This window comes from Paeniglutamicibacter sp. MACA_103 (genome assembly GCF_045798555.1).
GTDB lineage: Bacteria > Actinomycetota > Actinomycetes > Actinomycetales > Micrococcaceae > Paeniglutamicibacter.
The window spans coordinates 61,353-79,827 of sequence record NZ_JBIXLN010000023.1; the positions used below are offsets into that span (position 1 = coordinate 61,353).

At 68.7% G+C, this 18,475-nt stretch carries 16 protein-coding genes; 12 read left to right on the top strand and 4 right to left on the bottom strand.

Translation table 11 applies throughout. The features are described from left to right. Window positions 1-2: 2 nt before the first annotated feature. A complete protein-coding gene (locus ACIPVK_RS12385; RefSeq protein WP_407612282.1) occupies window positions 3-1,301 on the bottom strand; it encodes an acetyl-CoA C-acetyltransferase in 1,299 nt (432 codons plus the stop codon). Between the two features lie 70 nt (window positions 1,302-1,371). Here ACIPVK_RS12385 and ACIPVK_RS12390 point away from each other — a divergent pair, with 70 nt between their 5' ends. Together ACIPVK_RS12390 and ACIPVK_RS12395 are read left to right on the top strand one after the other, a co-directional pair. Further along, on the top strand, window positions 1,372-2,079 hold the full coding sequence (locus ACIPVK_RS12390; protein WP_407612283.1) for a TetR/AcrR family transcriptional regulator: 708 nt from the start codon (window positions 1,372-1,374) through the stop codon (window positions 2,077-2,079). A 65-nt stretch (window positions 2,080-2,144) separates the two neighbouring features. Beyond that, a complete protein-coding gene (locus ACIPVK_RS12395) occupies window positions 2,145-4,226 on the top strand; it encodes an acyl-CoA dehydrogenase (protein ID WP_407612284.1) in 2,082 nt (693 codons plus the stop codon). Between the two features lie 96 nt (window positions 4,227-4,322). Here the strand turns inward: ACIPVK_RS12395 and ACIPVK_RS12400 are convergent, their stop codons facing one another. Beyond that, window positions 4,323-4,967: a maleylpyruvate isomerase family mycothiol-dependent enzyme gene (locus ACIPVK_RS12400; protein ID WP_407612285.1), complete on the bottom strand. Its 645-nt coding sequence runs from the start codon at window positions 4,965-4,967 to the stop codon at window positions 4,323-4,325. 187 nt (window positions 4,968-5,154) lie between these two features. On the opposite strand from ACIPVK_RS12400, the gene ACIPVK_RS12405 reads away from it, so the two are divergent. From ACIPVK_RS12405 to ACIPVK_RS12415, 3 genes are all read left to right on the top strand, one after another. Beyond that, complete coding sequence (locus tag ACIPVK_RS12405) at window positions 5,155-5,970, top strand: PspA/IM30 family protein (RefSeq protein ID WP_407612286.1); 816 nt, start codon at window positions 5,155-5,157, stop codon at window positions 5,968-5,970. A gap of 264 nt (window positions 5,971-6,234) precedes the next feature. Further along, window positions 6,235-6,462 (top strand): hypothetical protein, encoded by a 228-nt coding sequence (locus ACIPVK_RS12410; RefSeq protein WP_407612287.1) that lies wholly within the window; start codon window positions 6,235-6,237, stop codon window positions 6,460-6,462. 115 nt (window positions 6,463-6,577) lie between these two features. Further along, the gene (locus ACIPVK_RS12415; protein ID WP_407612288.1) at window positions 6,578-7,405 is read left to right on the top strand and encodes a hypothetical protein; all 828 of its coding nucleotides are present in this window, start codon (window positions 6,578-6,580) and stop codon (window positions 7,403-7,405) included. 147 nt (window positions 7,406-7,552) lie between these two features. On the opposite strand, the gene trpS is transcribed toward ACIPVK_RS12415, so the two are convergent. After that, entirely contained in the window at window positions 7,553-8,665 is a 1,113-nt protein-coding gene (gene trpS, locus ACIPVK_RS12420; protein WP_407612289.1) for a tryptophan--tRNA ligase, read from the bottom strand. A gap of 366 nt (window positions 8,666-9,031) precedes the next feature. On the opposite strand from trpS, the gene ACIPVK_RS12425 reads away from it, so the two are divergent. Both ACIPVK_RS12425 and pepN read left to right on the top strand, forming a co-directional pair. Continuing rightward, window positions 9,032-10,546, top strand: coding sequence for an SDR family NAD(P)-dependent oxidoreductase (locus ACIPVK_RS12425; protein ID WP_407612290.1), 1,515 nt, complete (start codon window positions 9,032-9,034; stop codon window positions 10,544-10,546). Window positions 10,547-10,683: 137 nt separating this feature from the next. Next, a complete protein-coding gene (gene pepN / locus ACIPVK_RS12430) occupies window positions 10,684-13,323 on the top strand; it encodes an aminopeptidase N (protein ID WP_407612291.1) in 2,640 nt (879 codons plus the stop codon). Window positions 13,324-13,341: 18 nt separating this feature from the next. On the opposite strand, the gene ACIPVK_RS12435 is transcribed toward pepN, so the two are convergent. Then, entirely contained in the window at window positions 13,342-13,773 is a 432-nt protein-coding gene (locus ACIPVK_RS12435) for a VOC family protein (RefSeq protein WP_407612292.1), read from the bottom strand. A gap of 239 nt (window positions 13,774-14,012) precedes the next feature. Between ACIPVK_RS12435 and ACIPVK_RS12440 the strand changes: the two genes are divergently transcribed. The 5 genes from ACIPVK_RS12440 to mtnN all read left to right on the top strand — a co-directional run bounded on the left by ACIPVK_RS12440 (window position 14,013) and on the right by mtnN (window position 18,383). Next, window positions 14,013-14,666, top strand: coding sequence for a dihydrofolate reductase family protein (locus tag ACIPVK_RS12440; RefSeq protein WP_407612293.1), 654 nt, complete (start codon window positions 14,013-14,015; stop codon window positions 14,664-14,666). An 82-nt stretch (window positions 14,667-14,748) separates the two neighbouring features. Beyond that, the gene (locus tag ACIPVK_RS12445; protein WP_407612294.1) at window positions 14,749-15,462 is read left to right on the top strand and encodes a VOC family protein; all 714 of its coding nucleotides are present in this window, start codon (window positions 14,749-14,751) and stop codon (window positions 15,460-15,462) included. 110 nt (window positions 15,463-15,572) lie between these two features. Next, on the top strand, window positions 15,573-16,946 hold the full coding sequence (locus tag ACIPVK_RS12450) for an NAD-dependent succinate-semialdehyde dehydrogenase (RefSeq protein WP_407612295.1): 1,374 nt from the start codon (window positions 15,573-15,575) through the stop codon (window positions 16,944-16,946). A 202-nt stretch (window positions 16,947-17,148) separates the two neighbouring features. Then, window positions 17,149-17,616, top strand: coding sequence for an S-ribosylhomocysteine lyase (locus ACIPVK_RS12455; protein ID WP_407612296.1), 468 nt, complete (start codon window positions 17,149-17,151; stop codon window positions 17,614-17,616). Next, window positions 17,613-18,383: a 5'-methylthioadenosine/S-adenosylhomocysteine nucleosidase gene (gene mtnN, locus ACIPVK_RS12460; protein WP_407612297.1), complete on the top strand. Its 771-nt coding sequence runs from the start codon at window positions 17,613-17,615 to the stop codon at window positions 18,381-18,383. The genes ACIPVK_RS12455 and mtnN overlap by 4 nt, the downstream gene beginning before the upstream one ends. Window positions 18,384-18,475: the final 92 nt, after the last annotated feature.

Here is an 18,475-nt window from a genome sequence, read left to right on the forward strand (position 1 = left end):
GATTAGCGCGCCTCCAGGATCGCCACGACGCCCTGCCCGCCGGCGGCGCACACGGAAATCAGGCCGCGGCCCGAGCCCTTCTCGTGCAGCATCTTCGCCAGGGTTGCCACGATGCGTCCGCCGGTGGCGGCAAAGGGGTGCCCGGCCGCCAGCGAGGAGCCGTTGACGTTGAGCCTGGTCCGGTCGATGGCGCCCAGCGGGGCGTCGAGCCCCAGCTTGTTCTTGCAGAAATCGGCATCTTCCCAGGCCGCGAGCGTGGAGAGCACGGTGCCGGCGAAGGCCTCGTGGATCTCGTAGAAGTCGAAGTCCTGCAGGGAAAGGTTGTTGCGCTTCAGGATCCGGGCGACGGCGTAGGTCGGGGCCATGAGCAGGCCGTCGGCGCCGTGCACGAAGTCCACCGCGGCGGCCTCGAAGTCCACGAAATTCGCCAGCATCGGCAGGTCGTTCTCGCGGGCGTATTCCTCGGAGCCCAACAGCACCGCCGAGGCCCCGTCGGTGAGCGGGGTGGAGTTGCCGGCGGTCATGGTGGCCTCGGCCCCCAGGTTCTTGCCGAAGGCCGGCTTCAGGGTGGCCAGCTTCTCCAGCGTGGAGTCGGCGCGCAGGTTGGTGTCCCGCGAGACCCCGGCAAAGGGGGTGATGAGGTCGTCGAAGAAGTTCCGCTCATAGGCTGCGGCGAGGTTCTTGTGGCTGGCCAGGGCGAGTTCGTCCTGGGCCTCGCGGGTCACGTTCCAGGCCTTGGTGGTGATGGCCTGGTGGTCGCCCATCGACAGGCCGGTGCGTGGTTCGCCGGTGCCCGGGGCGTTGGGGGCAAGGTCGCGGGGGCGGAACTTGGAAAGCGCCTTGAGCTTGGCGCTAGTGGAGCGGGCGCGGGAAAGGTCCATCAGCACCGCGCGCAGGCCCTCGGAGACGGCGATCGGCGCGTCGGAGGTGGTGTCGACGCCGCCGCCGATGGCGGAGTCGATCTGGCCCAGCTTGATCTTGTTGGCCAGCGAGCCGATGGCTTCCATGCCGGTGGCGCAGGCCATCTGCACGTCGTAGGCGGGCGTCTGGGCGGAGAGCGAGGTGCCCAGCACGGATTCGCGCACCAGGTTGAAGTCCTTGGAATGCTTGAGCACGGCACCGGCGGCGACCGCGCCCAGGCGCTGGCCCTGCAGGCCGAAGCGGGCGATCAGCCCGTCGAGCGCCGCGGTGAGCATGTCCTGGTTGCTGGCCTTGGAGTAGGCGCCGTTTGAACGGGCGAAGGGGATGCGGTTTCCGCCGATGACGACGGCCGGACGGATGGCTTGCAATGGCTCGGACATGCTGTGGGGCTCCTGGGGGCAGATGTGAGGTGGATTACTGATACCCAGCGTACCTGATACGCTGGGTATCGTGAACAACCCCCAAACCATCGACACGCCGGATGCGCAGCCCGGGACCTCCGGCGACGGGCGCTCGGCGCGCTGGGATGCCCACCGCGCCTCCCGCCGCCTCGAACTGATCAAGCTCGCCCGGCACACCATCCACCGCCAGGGGCCCGGCGCCTCCATGGAGGACATCGCCGCGCAGGCCAACACGTCCAAGTCGGTGTTCTACCGGTATTTCGGGGACAAGGAGGGGCTGCGCCAGGCCCTCGGCGCCTACGTCATCACCAATTTCCGCGCCCAGGTGATTGCCGCCGCCCGCAAGAGCAAAGGCGAGGGCGATGCGCTGCACGCCATGGTGCTGGCCTACCTGCAGATGGCCTCCACCTCCCCGAACATCTACTTCTTCGTCACCGCGAACCCGGTCACCGACCTGCTCACCGATCCCGCCGCAGAGCCGGATCCGGCCAGCGGCAGCGGCGCCCTGAACGACTTCTTCGACGAGCTGACCAACATGATGCGCACCCGGATGCACTCCTACATGGGCATCCCCGAGGGGCAGCAGGCCTCGGCCGCCCTGGAGCTGTGGCCGCGTGCCTCCATCGGGATGGTCCGCGCCGCCGGCGAACTCTGGCTGCGCGCCCCCGACACGCCCGATCGCCCCGGCATCGAGGAACTCGCCGCGTCGATCACCTCGTGGCTCACCCACGGCGTCGCCCAACAGGTCGACCGCTAGATCCCCCTGCACCACCAGCGTCACCCGACAACCAAGGCAAGCCCCACCGAAAGGCAGATACGCCAGTGACTACCGAACAACTTTCCCACCAGAGCACCGATGCCGCGGTCGACGTGGCGGCCCTCGGCGAACAGCTGCTGGGCCGCTGGGCGGACATCCGCAAGGAAGCCCGCGCCCTGGCCGGCACCGAGGCCGTGCGCGGCACCCCCGGACTGGGCATGGACGAGCACCGCGAACGCGTCTTCACCCAGCTGCACGAACTGGTCAACGCCAAGTCCGTGCACCGCGCCTTCCCCGCGCGCCTGGGCGGGCAGGACAACCACGGCGGCTCCATCGCCAGCTTCGAGGAACTTGTCACCGCCGACCCGTCCCTGCAGATCAAGGCCGGGGTCCAGTGGGGACTGTTCGGCTGCGCGGTGCTGCACCTGGGCACCGAGGAGCACCACGACAAGTGGTTGCCGGGCATCATGTCCCTCGAGATCCCCGGCGCCTTCGCGATGACGGAGATCGGGCACGGCTCGGACGTGGCCTCCATCGGCACCACCGCCACCTACGACGCGGACTCGCAGGAATTCATCATCAACACGCCCTTCAAGGCCGCGTGGAAGGAATTCCTGGGCAATGCGGGGGTCCACGGCAAGGCCGCGGTCGTCTTCGCGCAGTTGGTCACCCGCGGCGTGAACCACGGCGTCCACGCCTTCTACGTCGACATCCGTGACGAGGCCGGATTCCTGCCGGGCATCGGCGGGCAGGACGACGGGCTCAAGGGCGGGCTCAACGGCATCGACAACGGCCGGCTGCACTTCACCAACGTGCGCATCCCACGCACCAACCTGCTCAACCGCTACGGGGACGTCACCGCCGACGGCACCTACTCCTCGCCGATCCACTCCCCCGGCCGACGCTTCTTCACGATGCTCGGCACCCTGGTCCAGGGCCGTGTCTCGCTGGACGGCGCCGCCACCGCCGCCTCGAAGATCGCCCTGCAGATCGCGGTCACCTACGCCAACCAGCGCCGCCAGTTCAACGCCTCCTCCGACATCCAGGAGGAAACGATCATGGACTACCAGCGCCACCAACGCCGGCTGATCCCCCGCCTGGCCCGCACCTATGCCGCCTCCTTCGCCCACGAGGAACTGCTGGAAAAGTTCGACGGCGTGTTCTCCGGGGCCACCGACACCGATGCCGACCGCCAGGACCTGGAAACCCTGGCCGCCGCGCTGAAGCCGCTGAGCACCTGGGACGCCCTGGACACCCTGCAGGAGGCCCGCGAGGCCTGCGGCGGCGCCGGGTTCATGGCGGCAAACCGCTTCGCCGCGCTGCGCGCGGACCTGGACATCTACGTCACCTTCGAGGGCGACAACAACGTGCTGCTGCAGCTCGTGGGCAAGCGCCTGCTCACCGACTACGGCCAGGAATTCCGCCAGCTCAATGCCGGGGTGCTCGCCCGCTACGTCGTCAAGCAGGCGGAGAACGTGGCGCTGCACCGCACCGGGCTGCGCTCGGTCGGCCAGGTGATCGCCGACACCGGGGACGAGCGCAAGAGCGCGAACTTCTTCAAGGACGAGGCCAACCAGCGCGCCCTGCTCACCGACCGGATCAACTCCATGGTCGCCGAGATCGCCGACGCGCTGCGCGGGGTCGACACCAAGGACCGCGCCGCGTCTGCCGCCGCGTTCAACGAAAAGCAGGACGCGCTCATTGCCGCGGCCCGCGCGCACGGCGAGCTGCTGCGCTGGGAAGCCTTCACCACCGCCCTGGGCAACACCCCGGATGCCGGCACCCGCACGGTTCTCACCTGGCTGCGCGACGTGTACGCCCTGACGCTCATCGAGGAAAACCTCGGCTGGTACCTGATGAACGGGCGCCTGTCGATGCAGCGGGCCCGCACGCTCAGCGGCTACGTCAACATCCTGCTGGCCCGGCTGCGCCCGCACGCCCAGGACCTGGTCGACGCCTTCGGCTACGGCCCCGAGCACCTGCGCGCGGACATCGCCGACGGCGGGGAGAACGAGCGCCAGGCCGAGGCCGCGGAACACTACCGCCGGCTGCGCGCCAGCGCCGATGCTCCCATCGACGAGAAGGTGCTGATCGCCCGCGAGAAGGCCGCCAAGAAGGCCGCGCACCACGCGTCGGGCAAGAAGTAGCCCAGGCACACACCCCGACGGGGAGTGCGGCGCGGACTCAGGGGCAGGCAATTGCCTTTTGGTCCGCAGCACACTCCCCGTTCGTCTTGGCAGGGGCTAGCTGCGTGCGCGGTGGCCGAAGGCCGCGGCCCCCGGACCCGTGAGTTCACCGGCCTCGACGGGACGACCCGAGACCGCCAGGAGCAGGGCGATCGCCGAACCGCGAACCTCGTGGCCGGAGCCATGCCCGAATTCCGTATCGGTGGCAACCAAGGTGAACCCCGCCGCGAGTTCCTTCCCGCCGCCCATCTTGACGCTGGTGCGCAGCTGGTAGGCAAGGGCCGTCGCGACGTGGGTGGCAGGGTAGTGGCCGCGCATGCCCAACGGTCGACGCATGTCCTCCCCGTGCACGAACGCCTCCACCAGGCGAGTGGCCGGCGCCGCGGGCGGGGTGCTGGTGCGTCCGAGCGCCTCGCGGAACCCGGCCAGGGTCTCCCTGGGGTCTTCGCGTCGCTGCGCAGCGACACCGGCGGCGTTGTCCTTGTCGAAATCGAAGCCGGCAAGGACCATGCGGCGCATGAACCCCAAGCGCGTGGTCTTGGCGGTGTCTACCAAATGGGCGAGCACGTCGTGAACGTCCCAGCCGGGGCACAACGATGGTGTCGCCCATTGCTCCGGCCCCACCTTCTCCAGGTCGTTGAGCAACGCCAGCCTTTCGGCGTGCACCACGGGCCAGACATCTAAGTCGCGTCGAGGACTCATGGAACCACCAAAGCAGTGGCGCACCGCTTTGGCAAGAATGCGGCTCGAAGCCGTGCCGCCCCGTAGCGCAGGCTGCACGCGTGGATCCTGCGCTGACGTGCCCGGAATCCATGGATTCCGGTTCAGTCGGGGCGCGCCGTCGCATAGAATTGATGCAACGCGGCTTATGAAAGGGCGATACTCCCCCATGAAAAAGAACTCAATTTTTGCTCGACTGTTCAGGATCGGAAAGTCCAACGCCAACGCTGCGCTGGATGCGCTGGAGGACCCGCAGAAGATGCTGGACCAGCAGGTTCGCGACTACACCAACAACATCGCACAGGCCGAGACCGCCGTGGCGCAGACGATCGGCAACCTGCGGATGCTTGAGGACGACTACAAGATCGCCGTCAACGATGCCCGCGAGTGGGGCCAGAAGGCACTGGCCGCCTCCAACAAGGCCGAGGAATTCACCGCGGCCGGCGACAGCGCCAATGCCGAGAAGTTCAACAAGCTGGCGACCCTGGCCATCCAGCGCCAAATGGCCAGCGAGAAGCAGGCGAAAAACGCCGAACCGAACATCGCCTCGCAGCGCGAGATCGTGGAGAAGCTCAAGACCGGCCTGAACACCATGGGGACCAAGCGCCAGGAGCTGGTTGCCAAGCGCGACGAACTCGTGGCACGTGCCCGCAACGCCAAGACGCAGGGCCAGATGATGGACGCGGTCAAGGCCCTGGACATGAGCGACCCGACCTCCGAAATCAACCGCTTCGAGTCCAAGATCCGTGCCGACGAGTCCCGCGTGCGCGGCGCGGCGGAACTCGCCGCATCCTCCCTTGATGCGCAGTTCGCATCCCTCGAGGACCTGGGCGAAGCCACCGAGGTCGAGGCCCGCCTGGCCGCCATGAAGTCCGAAAGCAACATCCTGGAGCAGGGCGCTGCCGCTCCGCAGCTCGAGGAAGCCGCGGCTCCCTCGGAAATCGAAGCCCGCCTGGCGGCGCTGAAGGCCAAGAACCAGGGCTAGTATTCTGCCGCGGATGCAGCCTACACGCTGCGCATCGTGGCCACGACGAGGGGTTGGACACCAGTTGTCCAACCCCTCGTCGTTTCCCGCCGACGCGGCCGCCGTGTGAATGTACCTGCTTCGTCGCAGGTCAACTATTATTTCTGGGCCGTTGAATGCCGGCTTGATCGTGGTTGAATGGGGAGACACGATCGGGAGGGCTCAGGGATGCGCAAGAGTCGCGGTTTTGCTGCAGGAATATTGTCCGGTTGGGGACTTCTCCTCATGTCCAGTCCCATTGCCTTGTATCTATTCATCCATGCCGATGCCCAGCGCCATGCCTGGATCATCGCCGGACCCGAACCATTCAACAATTTCGGCAACGGTCCGTACCAATTGCGCATGTACGTCGGCCTCTTTGCGGTCGGGATTGTCTTCCTGGTCAGCGGGCTGATCATGGGGGCGGCCCGGAGGCGTGCAGCCATCAGGCGGCATAGCGCCTGGCTTGTGTAGCTAGCAACCGCCCTTTCACGAGCAGGCCTTGATGTTCCGCCAAGAGTGCCTAGAATCTGGCCTAAGGGGCACAACGCTTCACGCGTAGGGCCAGGGCAGAAGGGACCGTGTTCCGGTGGACAAGCATGGACTGCGTTGGCGGCTTGGTCTTGCCGCCGGCGTGCTGCTCGGGATCGCTCTTCTGGTGCCCTTGGCGGTGGTTGTTTCATCAACGATCGGCCATTCCCTCGCCCGGTCCACAGTGGTCGTCCTGGCAGACGGCACCAGGCAGAAGATCCACTGGCGTGACTACCCGTCCACCGCTGGGATCGATCCCCAGGACGTCTTGCAAGGCCCCACCCCGGAGGAAGGCTTGGCCCGGGGCCAGGCAATGGTCGCGGAAATCAAGGCGGCCCTGGACCGGGAGTTCTCGCTTGAATGGCGAACGGCACCCGAGTCGCCCGGACGAAATCCGTTCCTCCCATCGGTGAACAACGAATTCGGAGGCACGTCGTTGCTCACCGCGATCAGCGGACCGAGGGCAGAGAGCACCACGGTGCCCGAAGACTGGAACGACAAGATGCTGGTGATACGCATCATCGCAGACGTCAGCAAGAAGTACGGATACGCGGGCCCCGAGGGCGTTGGTTTCGACCCCGTGGCCGAAGGCGAGCCCGAGGCGGGGCCCGGACCCACCACGCCGGAAGAACAGGTCATGATCAACGGGGAGGTGCGTGGCCCCGCCGGCCAATGGCTGGCGTTCACCCTTCGCGACTTTTCGAAGGACCAAGATGGTTACCACGCCGCGCGGGCAATCGAAGCTTCCGGGCCCGACGCTGCCCGAAGCTGCATCGAGCTGAGGTACGGAGCCGACGGCTTGCTGCCCGAGAACCACCGTGAAGAGTACATCCGGCGCCTTGAACCCTTTCTCGGCCTTGTTCCTCCGCCGCCAGTCTGGCGGTGAACAGCCGAGGTGGCCGATGCCGTCCCGCCCTGGGTGCGACAAGAGTTCACACGCCACATCCGCGGCCCCGCGCCGGTGGGCATCCGGTGGTTGGCAGGCCGGTCCGTTGCCGGCGTACCTCCCGGTCCCAGCGATCCCGACCCAGTTTCAATAGGCGGTCTTCATCGCCCTTCGCACCTCGTCGAGCGTGGCTTCCGCCACGGCGTTGGCGCGTTCGTTGCCTTCCCGGAGAATCGTGCGAACGAAGCCGCGCTCGCGTGCATAGGCAGCCCGCCTGGCGCGGATCGGCGCCAGGTGCTCGTTGACGGCTTCCGTCACCGTCCGTTTCAACATGCCCGCACCACCCGCGCCGATCTCCTCGGCGACCGCGCGGGGATCGCGCCCGGTGCACATCGCCGCCAGCAGGACAAGGCTGGAGACCTCGGGGCGCGTCGCGGGTTCGTAGGTGATGTGCCGGGTGGAGTCCGTCTTGGCGCCGCGAATCAGGCGCGCCGTCTGGTCGGCGTCATCGGCCAACGCCACGGCATTGCCGCGGCTCTTGCTCATCTTCCCGCCGTCGGTGCCCAAGAGCAGCGGGGCGGCCGAGAGCAGGGCCTCGGGCTCCGGGAAGAGGGCGGACCCGGGTGCATATCGTGAATTGAACCGCCGCGCAATGGTGCGGGTGACCTCAAGATGGGGAAGCTGGTCCTGGCCGACGGGAACCAGGTTTGCCTTGCAGAACAGGATGTCCGCCGCCTGGTGGACGGGGTAGGTGAACATCAGGCCGCTGACGGCCGATTGCCGTGAATGCGCGATCTCGTCCTTGACGGTGGGGTTCCGCCCCAATTCCGCGACCGATACGAGTGACAGGAACGGGAGCAGCAATTGGTTCAGGGCGGCCACCGTGCTGTGGGTGAAGATCGTGGTTCGGGCCGGATCGATGCCGACGGCCAGGTAGTCCAGGACCAGCCCCTCGACGGACTCCGGCAGGTTTTCCGCCACGTCCCGGTCGGTCAGGACCTGGTAGTCGGCCACCAGGACAAAGGACTCGACGCCGATCTCCTGCAGCCGGACCCGATTCTGCAACGTGCCGAAATAGTGCCCCAGGTGCAGCAGTCCCGTCGGCCGGTCGCCCGTCAGGACCCGGAACCGACCGGGGTCCGCCAGGATTTGCCGTTCGAGGGCATCATTCCGGGCGGTTGCATCGGCCGCGGCCCCGTCGCCACTGGATGAGGTTGTTTTAGGGGCGTCGGCCGGCGTGTGTTCGGGGTGGTTTTGCATGTTCTGCTCCTGGTGGGGGGAAGGTTGCCGCTGGTCCGGCCGCGATCCCACCCCTGTCCCGGGGCGCAAAAATGGCCGTCCATGAGGAACGGCCGTGGTCTTTCACGAGAAAAGGGCTGCTCCTAGTCGGAACGCCACCAAGCCATCTGTGAATGAGTCATGGGACCACGCTACCGCACGTCGGCGCACCATGCCCCCGAAAGTCCCCATGAGTGACCACGCGCCGCTGACTGGTTCCCGGCATCCCGTTGGCGCCACTCAGGCGGCCGGTTCGGTGCCTGCCGATCCGGTCCGGAAGTGCCCTTGGTCGCATGCACCGGGCAAGTCTCCCTGCTCCGGGTGACGGCCGGTAGACTTGATGGCGACATGACTGAGAATTATCCTTCGGCCGACGCGGCCGGCAACGACGAACTTTTTACCGACGCCGAACTCGAGGCCGCCCTCAAGGTGCTGGGCCAGGTGCACCGCCTGGAGCCCGAGGACGAGCGCCACGTTGCCGTGCGCCGGGCCACCGGAAAGATGTTCAAGGCCGCCAAGCGGCACCGCAAGAACGAGAAGCGCTCGGCCATCAACGCCGCGGACCGCGCGGTCGTTGAACGCACCGCCACCGGTTCCCCGCAGCGCCTGGACGACGAGACGCTCGGCCTGGACCTGAGCACGCCGACCGAGGAGCACACCGCCGGGGAGTACATCAAGCCGCGCGGCTGCTACATCTGCAAGAAGCGCTACACCACGGTCGACGCCTTCCACCACTACCTGTGCCCCGAGTGCGCCGCCGCCGGACGCGAACGCCGCGACGCCCGTGCCGACTTGACCGGCAAGCGTGCCCTGCTCACCGGGGGACGCGCCAAGATCGGCATGCACATTGCCCTGCGGCTGCTGCGCGACGGCGCGCACACCACCATCACCACGCGGTTCCCGCGCGATGCCGCCCGCCGATTTGCCGCGCTCGAGGACTCCGCCGACTGGATCCACCGCCTGCGCATCGTCGGCATCGACCTGCGCGACCCCTCCCAGGTGATCTCGCTGGCGGACCGCGTCGCCGCCGAGGGCCCGCTGGACATCCTGATCAACAACGCCGCGCAGACCGTGCGCCGCACCTCGAACTCCTACCTGCACCTGGTCGAATCCGAGAGCCAGCCGCTTCCGGCCGAACTCGAATTCGCCGCCGGCGGCCCGGAGGTCTGGGGCGAGGCCAATCCCCCGTCCGAGCACCCGCGCGCGCTGGCCAGCGCCTTCCGGCTGGAGGACTCGGCGCTGCTGGTCCCGGCCACCCCGACCACCTACGACGCGCAGGCCGTGGCCGACCTGGCCATGACCGCCGGCTCCGCGACGCTGGAGCGCATTGCCGCGGGCACCGCGATCGACGCCGGCGGGCTGGTGCCCGACGTGGTCACCGAGAACTCCTGGACGCAGATCCTGGGCGACGTCGATGCGCTGGAAATGCTCGAGGTGCAGCTGTGCAACGTCACCGCCCCCTTCCTGCTGGCCTCGCGCCTGCGCCCGGCACTTGCCGCGAGCGATGCGCACCGCAAGTACATCGTGAACGTCTCCGCCATGGAGGGGCAGTTCTCCCGCCGCTACAAGGGCGCCGGGCATCCGCACACCAACATGGCCAAGGCCTCGCTGAACATGCTCACGCGCACCAGCGCCGAGGAAATGTTGCAGACCGACCGGATCTTGATGACCGCGGTGGACACCGGGTGGATCACCGATGAGCGCCCGCACGATTCCAAGGTCCGCATGGTGGCCGAGGGCTGGCACGCGCCGCTGGATTTGATCGACGGCGCGGCCCGGGTCTACCAGCCGATCGTCGACGGCGAACGCGGCATCGACCTCTACGGCTGCTTCCTGAAGGACTACGAGCCCTCCCCCTGGTAGGAATGCCCGCGCACTCCTCGTGTCTCCGCCGCGGAGACACGAGGAGTTTTGCGTCTGCCGGGGCGAGCGATCGCGCCCAAGCCGCCGCAGGACATTGTCAAACGCTCGTTTCATGTTTGAATGGTCTGGTGGATCACATGCGCAGAACCCCGGGCCCGAACGAAAACCTCTCGCGCGAGGAGGCCGCCTGGCGCGCGGGCACCCTTCGGGTGCTTTCCTGCGAGGTGGACCTGGACCTCTCGGCGGCGCAGGACCCCTCGGTGACCGGGTACCGCTCGCTGACCACGCTGCGCTTCAACGCCGTCGGCACCACCGGCACGTTCATCGACTTCATCCACGAATCCGTCGAGTCGATCACCCTCAACGGCTCCCCCATCGACCCGGCCGAAGCCGTCGCCGGATCGCGCATCCACCTGACCGGGCTCACCGAGGGCGAGGGCGCGGTGAACACCGTGGTCATCGACGGGCACGCCAGGTACTCGCGCAGCGGCGAGGGACTGCACCGCTACGTCGACCCGGCCGATGGCCAGACCTATTGCTACACGCAGTTCGAGCCCGCCGACGCCCGCCGCGTCTACGCCAACTTCGAACAGCCCGACCTCAAGGCCCCCTTCACCTTCATCGTGCGCGCCCCGCAGCACTGGCACGTGGCCTCCAACCAGTCCGCGGCCCGGGTGGACAACCACGGCGACGGCACCGCGACCACGCATTTCGCCCCCACCCTGCCGATCTCCACGTACATCACCACGGTGCTCGCCGGCCCCTACTTCGTGGCCACCGACTCCTACTCCCGCACCCTGTCCGACGGGACCGAGCTGGTGATCCCGCTCAACGCCACATGTCGCGCCTCGCTGGCCAAGCACTTCGACGCACGGGCCATCCTGGAGCTGACCCGGGCCGGGCTGGACTTCTTCCACGAACTCTTCGACTACCCCTACCCGTGGGGCAAGTACAACTCGGCCTTCGTGCCCGAATACAACCTCGGCGCGATGGAAAACCCCGGGCTGGTCACCTTCACCGAGCACTACGTGTTCACGTCCCGGGCGACCGAGGCACAGCACGAGGCCCGCGCCAACACCATCATGCACGAGATGGTGCACATGTGGTTCGGCGACCTGGTGACCATGGCCTGGTGGGACGATTTGTGGCTCAAGGAGTCCTTCGCCGACTACATCGGCACGCTGGCCAACGCCGAGGCCACGGAGTTCGCCACCGCCTGGGTGGCCTTCGCCAGCCGCCGCAAGGGCTGGGCCTACGTGGCGGACCAGCTGCCCTCCACCCACCCCATCGTCGCGGACATCGGCGACCTGGAGGCAGCCAAGCAGAACTTCGACGGCATCACCTACGCCAAGGGCGCCTCGGTGCTCAAGCAGCTGGCCGCCTACGTGGGGGCAGACGCCTTCCGCGACGCGGCCCGCAGCTACTTCCGCGCCCACGAATACGCCAACACCACCCTGGCCGACTTCCTCGACGCGCTCGCCGCGGCCTCGGGCCGGGACATGGGTACCTGGGCCGACGCCTGGCTCAAGACCGCCGGGGTCCCGCGCCTGGCCGTGGAACTTTCGCTCGCCGAGGGGAAGGTCACCGCCGCTTCGCTCGCGCAGTCGGGCACCGACCCGGTCACCGGGAAGGACATCGCCCACCCGCACGTGCTGAATGTCGGGGTGTTCAACGTCATCGACGGGGCGCTGACCCGCACCGCCTCCCACCGCGTGGAAGTGGCCGGAAGCTCCGTGCCGCTGCCCTTCCTGATCGGAGAGGCCCGCCCGGACCTTCTCCTGCCCAACGACGGGGACGACACCTACGCGATGGTGGACTTCGACGACGTCTCGCTGGCCACGCTGCTGGGCCACCTGGGCACGCTCGCAGACCCGCTGGCCCGCGCCACCTGCTGGGCGGCGCTGTGGAACATGGTGCGCGACGCGAAGCTGCCGGCCCCCGAGTTCCTGGCGGCGGTGCGCAAGCATGCCGAATCGGTCACCGAGGTCGGCGTCTTCGCCCAGCTGCTGGGCCAGGCCACCACCGCGGTGAACCGCTACCTTCCCCCGGCGCTGCGCGACGCGGAGCGTGCCGCCCTGGCCACGGCGCTGGCCGCGTGGCTGGAGCGGGCGGAAGCCGGCAGCGACAAGCAGGTTGCCGCCGCGCGCGCGCTGGCCGTGCTGGCCCGCGGCAAGGTCGCCGCGCCGCTGGTCGATTCGCTGCTGGCCGGCGAGCAGCCCTTCGCCGGGCTGGAGCTGGACGAGGACCTGCGCTGGGCGCTCTGGCAGGCCAAGGCCGCCTCCGGCACCCTCGACGAGCCCGCCCTGGCCCGTCTCGAGGCCGACGCCGCCGCGCACCCCTCGGCCGTGGCCACCTCCGGCCGGCTGCTGGCCCTGGCCGCCCGCCCGGATGCCGCCGTGAAGAAGGCCGCGTTCACCGCGGTGCTCACCGGGTGCAACGCCGACGGATCGGCACTGTCCAACGAGGCCGTCTCGGCCACCGCGGCCGGTTTCCTGCTGGGCACCCACGAGCTGCTCGACGGGCACTACGCCGACTACTGGCCGGCGCTGGAGGGCATCTGGGAGTCCATGAGCATCGGCATGGCCACCCGCGTCATCGCCGGGCTCTTCCCCGCGGCCCAGGACGTGGGAGACGACGCCGTCCACCCGGTCATGGCCCGGCTGGACTCGTGGCTGGGCGAACGACCGGACGCACCCCGGGCGCTGCGCCGCATCCTGCTGGAGGAACGCGACTACCTCGCCCGCGCGCTGGCTGCCCAACGCCTCTGCGCCGGCTAGCCCGGGGGCCACACCCGGCTACCGGATGCAGAATTCGTTGCCCTCCGGGTCCGCCAGCGTGTACCAGGCGAAGGGGCCCTGCGCCGCCGCGTGCAGGAAGGTGGCACCGCGTTCCACCAGGCTGTCGCGCACCTCGTCGCGATCCCCCAGGTTCAGGTCCAGGTGTATCCGGTTCTTCATGGTCTTGGGCAGGTGCACCAGCTGAAAGAGGATCCGCTGGCGCGGCTGCTTTCCCAGCTGGTCCAGCGGGCAGATCCCGGCCCCGCTCCTCCAGGCCAGCTCGCCGTCGAAGATCAGCGTCTCATCCTCGCTGGCGTGCCCCTCGTCGATCATCTTCTGGATGAAGTCCGGGTCGCTGGGTTCCACCGTCCAACCCAGCGTTTCCGCCCACCAGACCGCCTGCCTGTGGGGGTTGATGCTGTCGATGGTGATCTGCAGTGAGTGGTCCATGACCACACGTTATGCCGCCGCACCGCCCGATTCAAGAGCGCTTGCCCGCGGCTGTTGTCCCCGGGGTGACCTGGCGTGCGGAAGACGGGCCGAAGCTGTCGCGGCGGGCACCGGATCCCCGCGGATCGACGGCACCGGTGCCATTGCCGCGCGGGCCCCCGGCACGTAGTCTGGGCCCGGAAACAAGGGGCCGTGCCGCGGCGCATGGCCACCTGCAGCGACCGGAAAGCGAGCAAGCCATGTCACGGGTGAGGGTCCACAACTTCAGCGTCTCCATCGACGGCTACGGCGCCGGCACCGACCAAAGCCTCCAGGACCCGCTCGGCGTGCGCGGGGAAGAGCTGCACGAATGGGTCTTTTCCACCGCCTACTGGCGCGAGCGGACCGGCGAACCCGGTGGGAGCACCGGGACAGACGATGCGTGGCTGCGGGCCGGGGACGCCGGCATCGGCGCCACAGTCATGGGACGGAACATGTTCGGGCCCATCCGCGGACCCTGGGACGCCGACGAGCAGGCCCGCTCGTGGCGCGGTTGGTGGGGCGAGTCCCCGCCCTACGGGCACGACGTCTTCGTGCTCACCCACCATGCCCGCGACCCGCTGCCGATGGACGGCGGGACGACCTTCCACTTCGTGACCGACGGGTTGCCCGCCGCCCTCGAGCTGGCACGCAGCGCCGCCGGCGGCGGCGATATCCGCCTCGGCGGCGGCGTGGGCACCGTGCGGGCGGCGGTTGCCACGGGGCTGGTCGACGAAGTGCACCTGGCGTTCGCCCCGGTTCTGCTCGGTGCAGGGGAACCGCTCTTCACCGGCAACTGGGACCGGGACGGCTACCGGTTGGCCGAATCGCAACTGGGGGAAGGCGCCATGCACGTGCGCCTGGTCCGAGCCTGAGACAAATCGGTCCGCGCAAGCCGGAACCGCGCCACGCCATGTGCCTCCCCATTGACGCGGCACCGGAGGTAGTCTGGTGCCCATGTATCTGGAAAACATCGTTTTCGACGCGGTGGACCCGCGCCGCGTGGGCACGTTTTGGCAGGAGTTGCTGGGCTGCGAGCAGCTCACCGACTCCCCGGAGGGATTCGAGACCCGGCTGGCGATCCCCGGCGGTCCCACTCTGGACCTGTGCTTCCAGCCGGTCCCCGTCCCGCCCGCGGAACCCGTGCGGCTGCACCTGGACCTGCTGGGCGGCCCGGACCGGGACACGGTGGTGGCAAGCGCCCTGCGGCTGGGGGCCAGGCACCTGGACATCGGGCAGGGCGACGTCCCCTGGGTCGTGCTGGGCGATCCGGAATCCAACGCCTTCTGCGTGATGGAAGACCGTGCCGCACACGTTGACACCGGGCCCATCGCCACGCTTCCGCTGGACAGCGCCGACCCCGATCGGGACGCCCGGTTCTGGGCGTGGCTCACGGGGTGGAGCGCGCCGGCCGAGGACCCGCGCACGCTCAGGCATCCTTCGCTGCGCGGGCCCCTGCTGGCGCTCTGCGAGGAGCCCGCGGCCAAGACGGATGCGAAAAACAGGATGCACCTGGACCTGCGCCTGGAGGCCGGCGACGATCCCGGGGAAGTTGCAGCCCAGATCTCCGCACGCGGCGGACGGGAAATCCACCCCGGCTGGGGAGAGCTTCCGTGGCGGGTGTACCAGGACCCGTCGGGCAACGAATTCTGCGTGCTGCCCGCCGGCTGAGGCCGTGCGAAACCGGCGGGCGACGGCTACCCCCGCCGCCGGTTGGTGATCGGGGGCACATCTGGATTACGGTGGCCAGTAACCATGTTCTGCCGTTCAGAGGAGTACCCATGAGTGTTTACGCAGTCACCAACCCCGCCACCGGCATCGTCGAGGCCACCTATCCCACCGCCACGGACGCGGACATCCAGGAAGCGCTTGCACGCGCCAGCGCCGCCTTCGGCCCCTGGAACACCACCGCCATCGCCACGCGCGCCGCCCTGCTGAACCGCGTCGCGGACATCTACGAGGAACGCCGCGATGAGCTCGCCGCGATCATCACCCGCGAAATGGGCAAGCCGATCTTCCAGTCCGGCAAGGAAATCGACATCACCGTGTCGATCTACCGGTACTACGCCGCCAACGGCGAGAAGTTCCTGGAAGACGAGCAGCTGGAGGTCGCCTCCGGAGGCACCGCGGTGATCCGCAAGGAGGGCGTGGGCGTGCTGCTGGGCATCATGCCGTGGAACTTCCCGTACTACCAGGTGGCCCGCTTCGCCGCGCCGAACCTGATGAACGGCAACACCATCCTGCTCAAGCACGCCCCGCAGTGCCCCGAATCCGCGCTGGCCATGGAGCAGATCTTCAAGGATGCCGGGGCCCCGGAAGGCGCGTACGTAAACATCTTCGCCACCAACGACCAGGTCGCCGAGATCATCGCCGATCCGCGCGTTCAGGGCGTCTCGCTCACCGGCTCGGAGCGCGCCGGGTCCGCGGTGGCGGAGATCGCCGGGCGCAACCTGAAGAAGGTCGTGCTGGAGCTTGGCGGCTCGGACCCCTTCCTGGTGCTGGAGGACGCCAACGTGAAGCGCGCGGCCAAGCAGGCCATGATGGGCCGCTTCGGCAACACCGGACAGGCCTGCAACGCCGCCAAGCGCATCATCGTCGACGCCTCGGTCTACGACGAGTTCGTCGAGAACTTCACCGGCGCGGTCGCCGGCATCAAGGTCGGGGACCCGGGCCACCCGGAGACGTTCCTGGGCCCGCTGTCCTCCGCCGCGGCCCGCGACGGGCTGGCCGCCCAGGTGCGCGACGCCATCGACAAGGGCGCCACGGTGCTGGCCGGCGGCGCTGCCCTGGACGGCGACGGGTCGTTCTTCGCCCCGACGGTGCTGGCCGATGTCACCGAAGACATGCGCGCCTACGCCGAGGAGCTCTTCGGCCCGGTCGCGGTGCTCTACAAGGTCTCCGGCGACGAGGCGGCCGTGGCGCTGGCCAACAGCTCCGCCTACGGGCTGGGCGCCTCGATCCAGACCGAGGACATGGACCGGGCGCACTCGATCGCCCGGCAGCTGGAGGTCGGGATGGTCTCCATCAACCAGACCAGCGGGTCCGCCGCGGAGCTGCCCTTCGGCGGGGTCAAGCGCTCCGGCGTTGGCCGCGAACTGGGCAAGTACGGCATGGAGGAGTTCGTGAACCGCAAGCTGGTCACCTTCCGCGGCTAGCGCCGACACCGTGCCGCCCGGCGGGCGGTGCGGCCAACGCGGTGCCCTGGGGCCCGGCGATCCTGGATTGCCGGGCCCCGCGGCCACGGCCGCAGGAGACCAGGATCATGGGGCGGGCGCGCCGCACGGCGGTTAGGATTAAGGGTGGAAGAACCGGGCACGAGCGTGCCCGGCGTCGAAAGTCCGGCAGGAAAGCGCAACCATGAACCCTGAACGCATGAACGTAGAGTCCTTCAATCTCGACCACCGCACGGTCGCCGCCCCCTACGTGCGCGTCGCCGACCGCAAGGAACTCCCCCAGGGGGACGTCATTACCAAGTATGACGTGCGCTTCACCCAGCCGAATGTCGCCCACCTGGAAATGAAGGCGATCCACTCCCTCGAGCACCTCTTCGCCGAACACTCCCGCAACCACTCGGGCTCCGTCATCGACTTCTCCCCCATGGGCTGCCAGACCGGCTACTACCTCATCCTGCAGGGCGAACCCGACGTCCCGGCCGCCGCCGACCTCATCGAGGCCACGCTCAGCGACGTGCTGAAGGCCACCGAGGTCCCGGCCGCCAACGAAATCCAGTGCGGCTGGGGCGAGAACCACTCGCTCGCCGATGCCCAGGACGCCGCCCGCGCCTTCCTGGCACAGCGCGCCGTCTGGGAGCAGGTCACCGCGTGAGCCCGATCGACGTCGTTGTCATCACCGCCATGGAGGAAGAAACCCTCCCCTTCCTGGCGCGCGCCACCGCGGTGGGCGAGGAAGTGCGCGTCGGCAACTCCCTCCAGCGCACCGGCACCCTTGACGGGCTCAGCGTGCTCTTCGTGAGGGGCGGCATCGGCCTGGTCAACGCCACCGGCGCCGCCACCGCGGCACTGCTGCGGGCCCACCGGGAAGCCCCCGACGCCCCCGCACCCCTGGTCATCAGCGCCGGCAGTGCCGGCGGACTGGGCGACACGGTGCGCGTGGGAGACGTCGTGATCGGTGCGGTGAACATCAACGCCGATGCCGATGCGCGCGCCTTCGGCTACGAGCTCGGCCAGGTCCCGGGCATGCCCGCATCCTATGTGGCCCCCGAAGCCCTCATCGAGGCCAGCAACGTCGGGAACCCGGGGCACGGCATCGTGGCCACCGTGCACCACGGGCTCATCGTCTCCAGCTACTCGTTCGTCGGCCACGAACGCTCCGTCGTCATCAAGGAGCAGTTCGCCGGCGTGCTGGCCACCGACATGGAATCCTCGGCGATCGCCCAGACCTGTGCCTCGTTCGGGGCCCCGTTCCTGGCCATCCGCGGGATCTCGGACCTCTGCGGGCCGGCCTCCGATGCGGACTTCCTGGACCACGTCGATGACGCCGCCGAGCGCTCGGCCGAGATCACCGTGGCGGTCCTCGCCGCCTGGCACGCCGCGGGGATGCCGCGCCGGGAAGAGGCTCCGGCCTTCGCATAGTTCCGGCACCGGGCGCCGCCGCACCGGCGGCGCCCGGGCCATGCGCGCCGACGGGCCGCGCGCGGGCCATTCCTCGGTGGAGAACTTCCCGG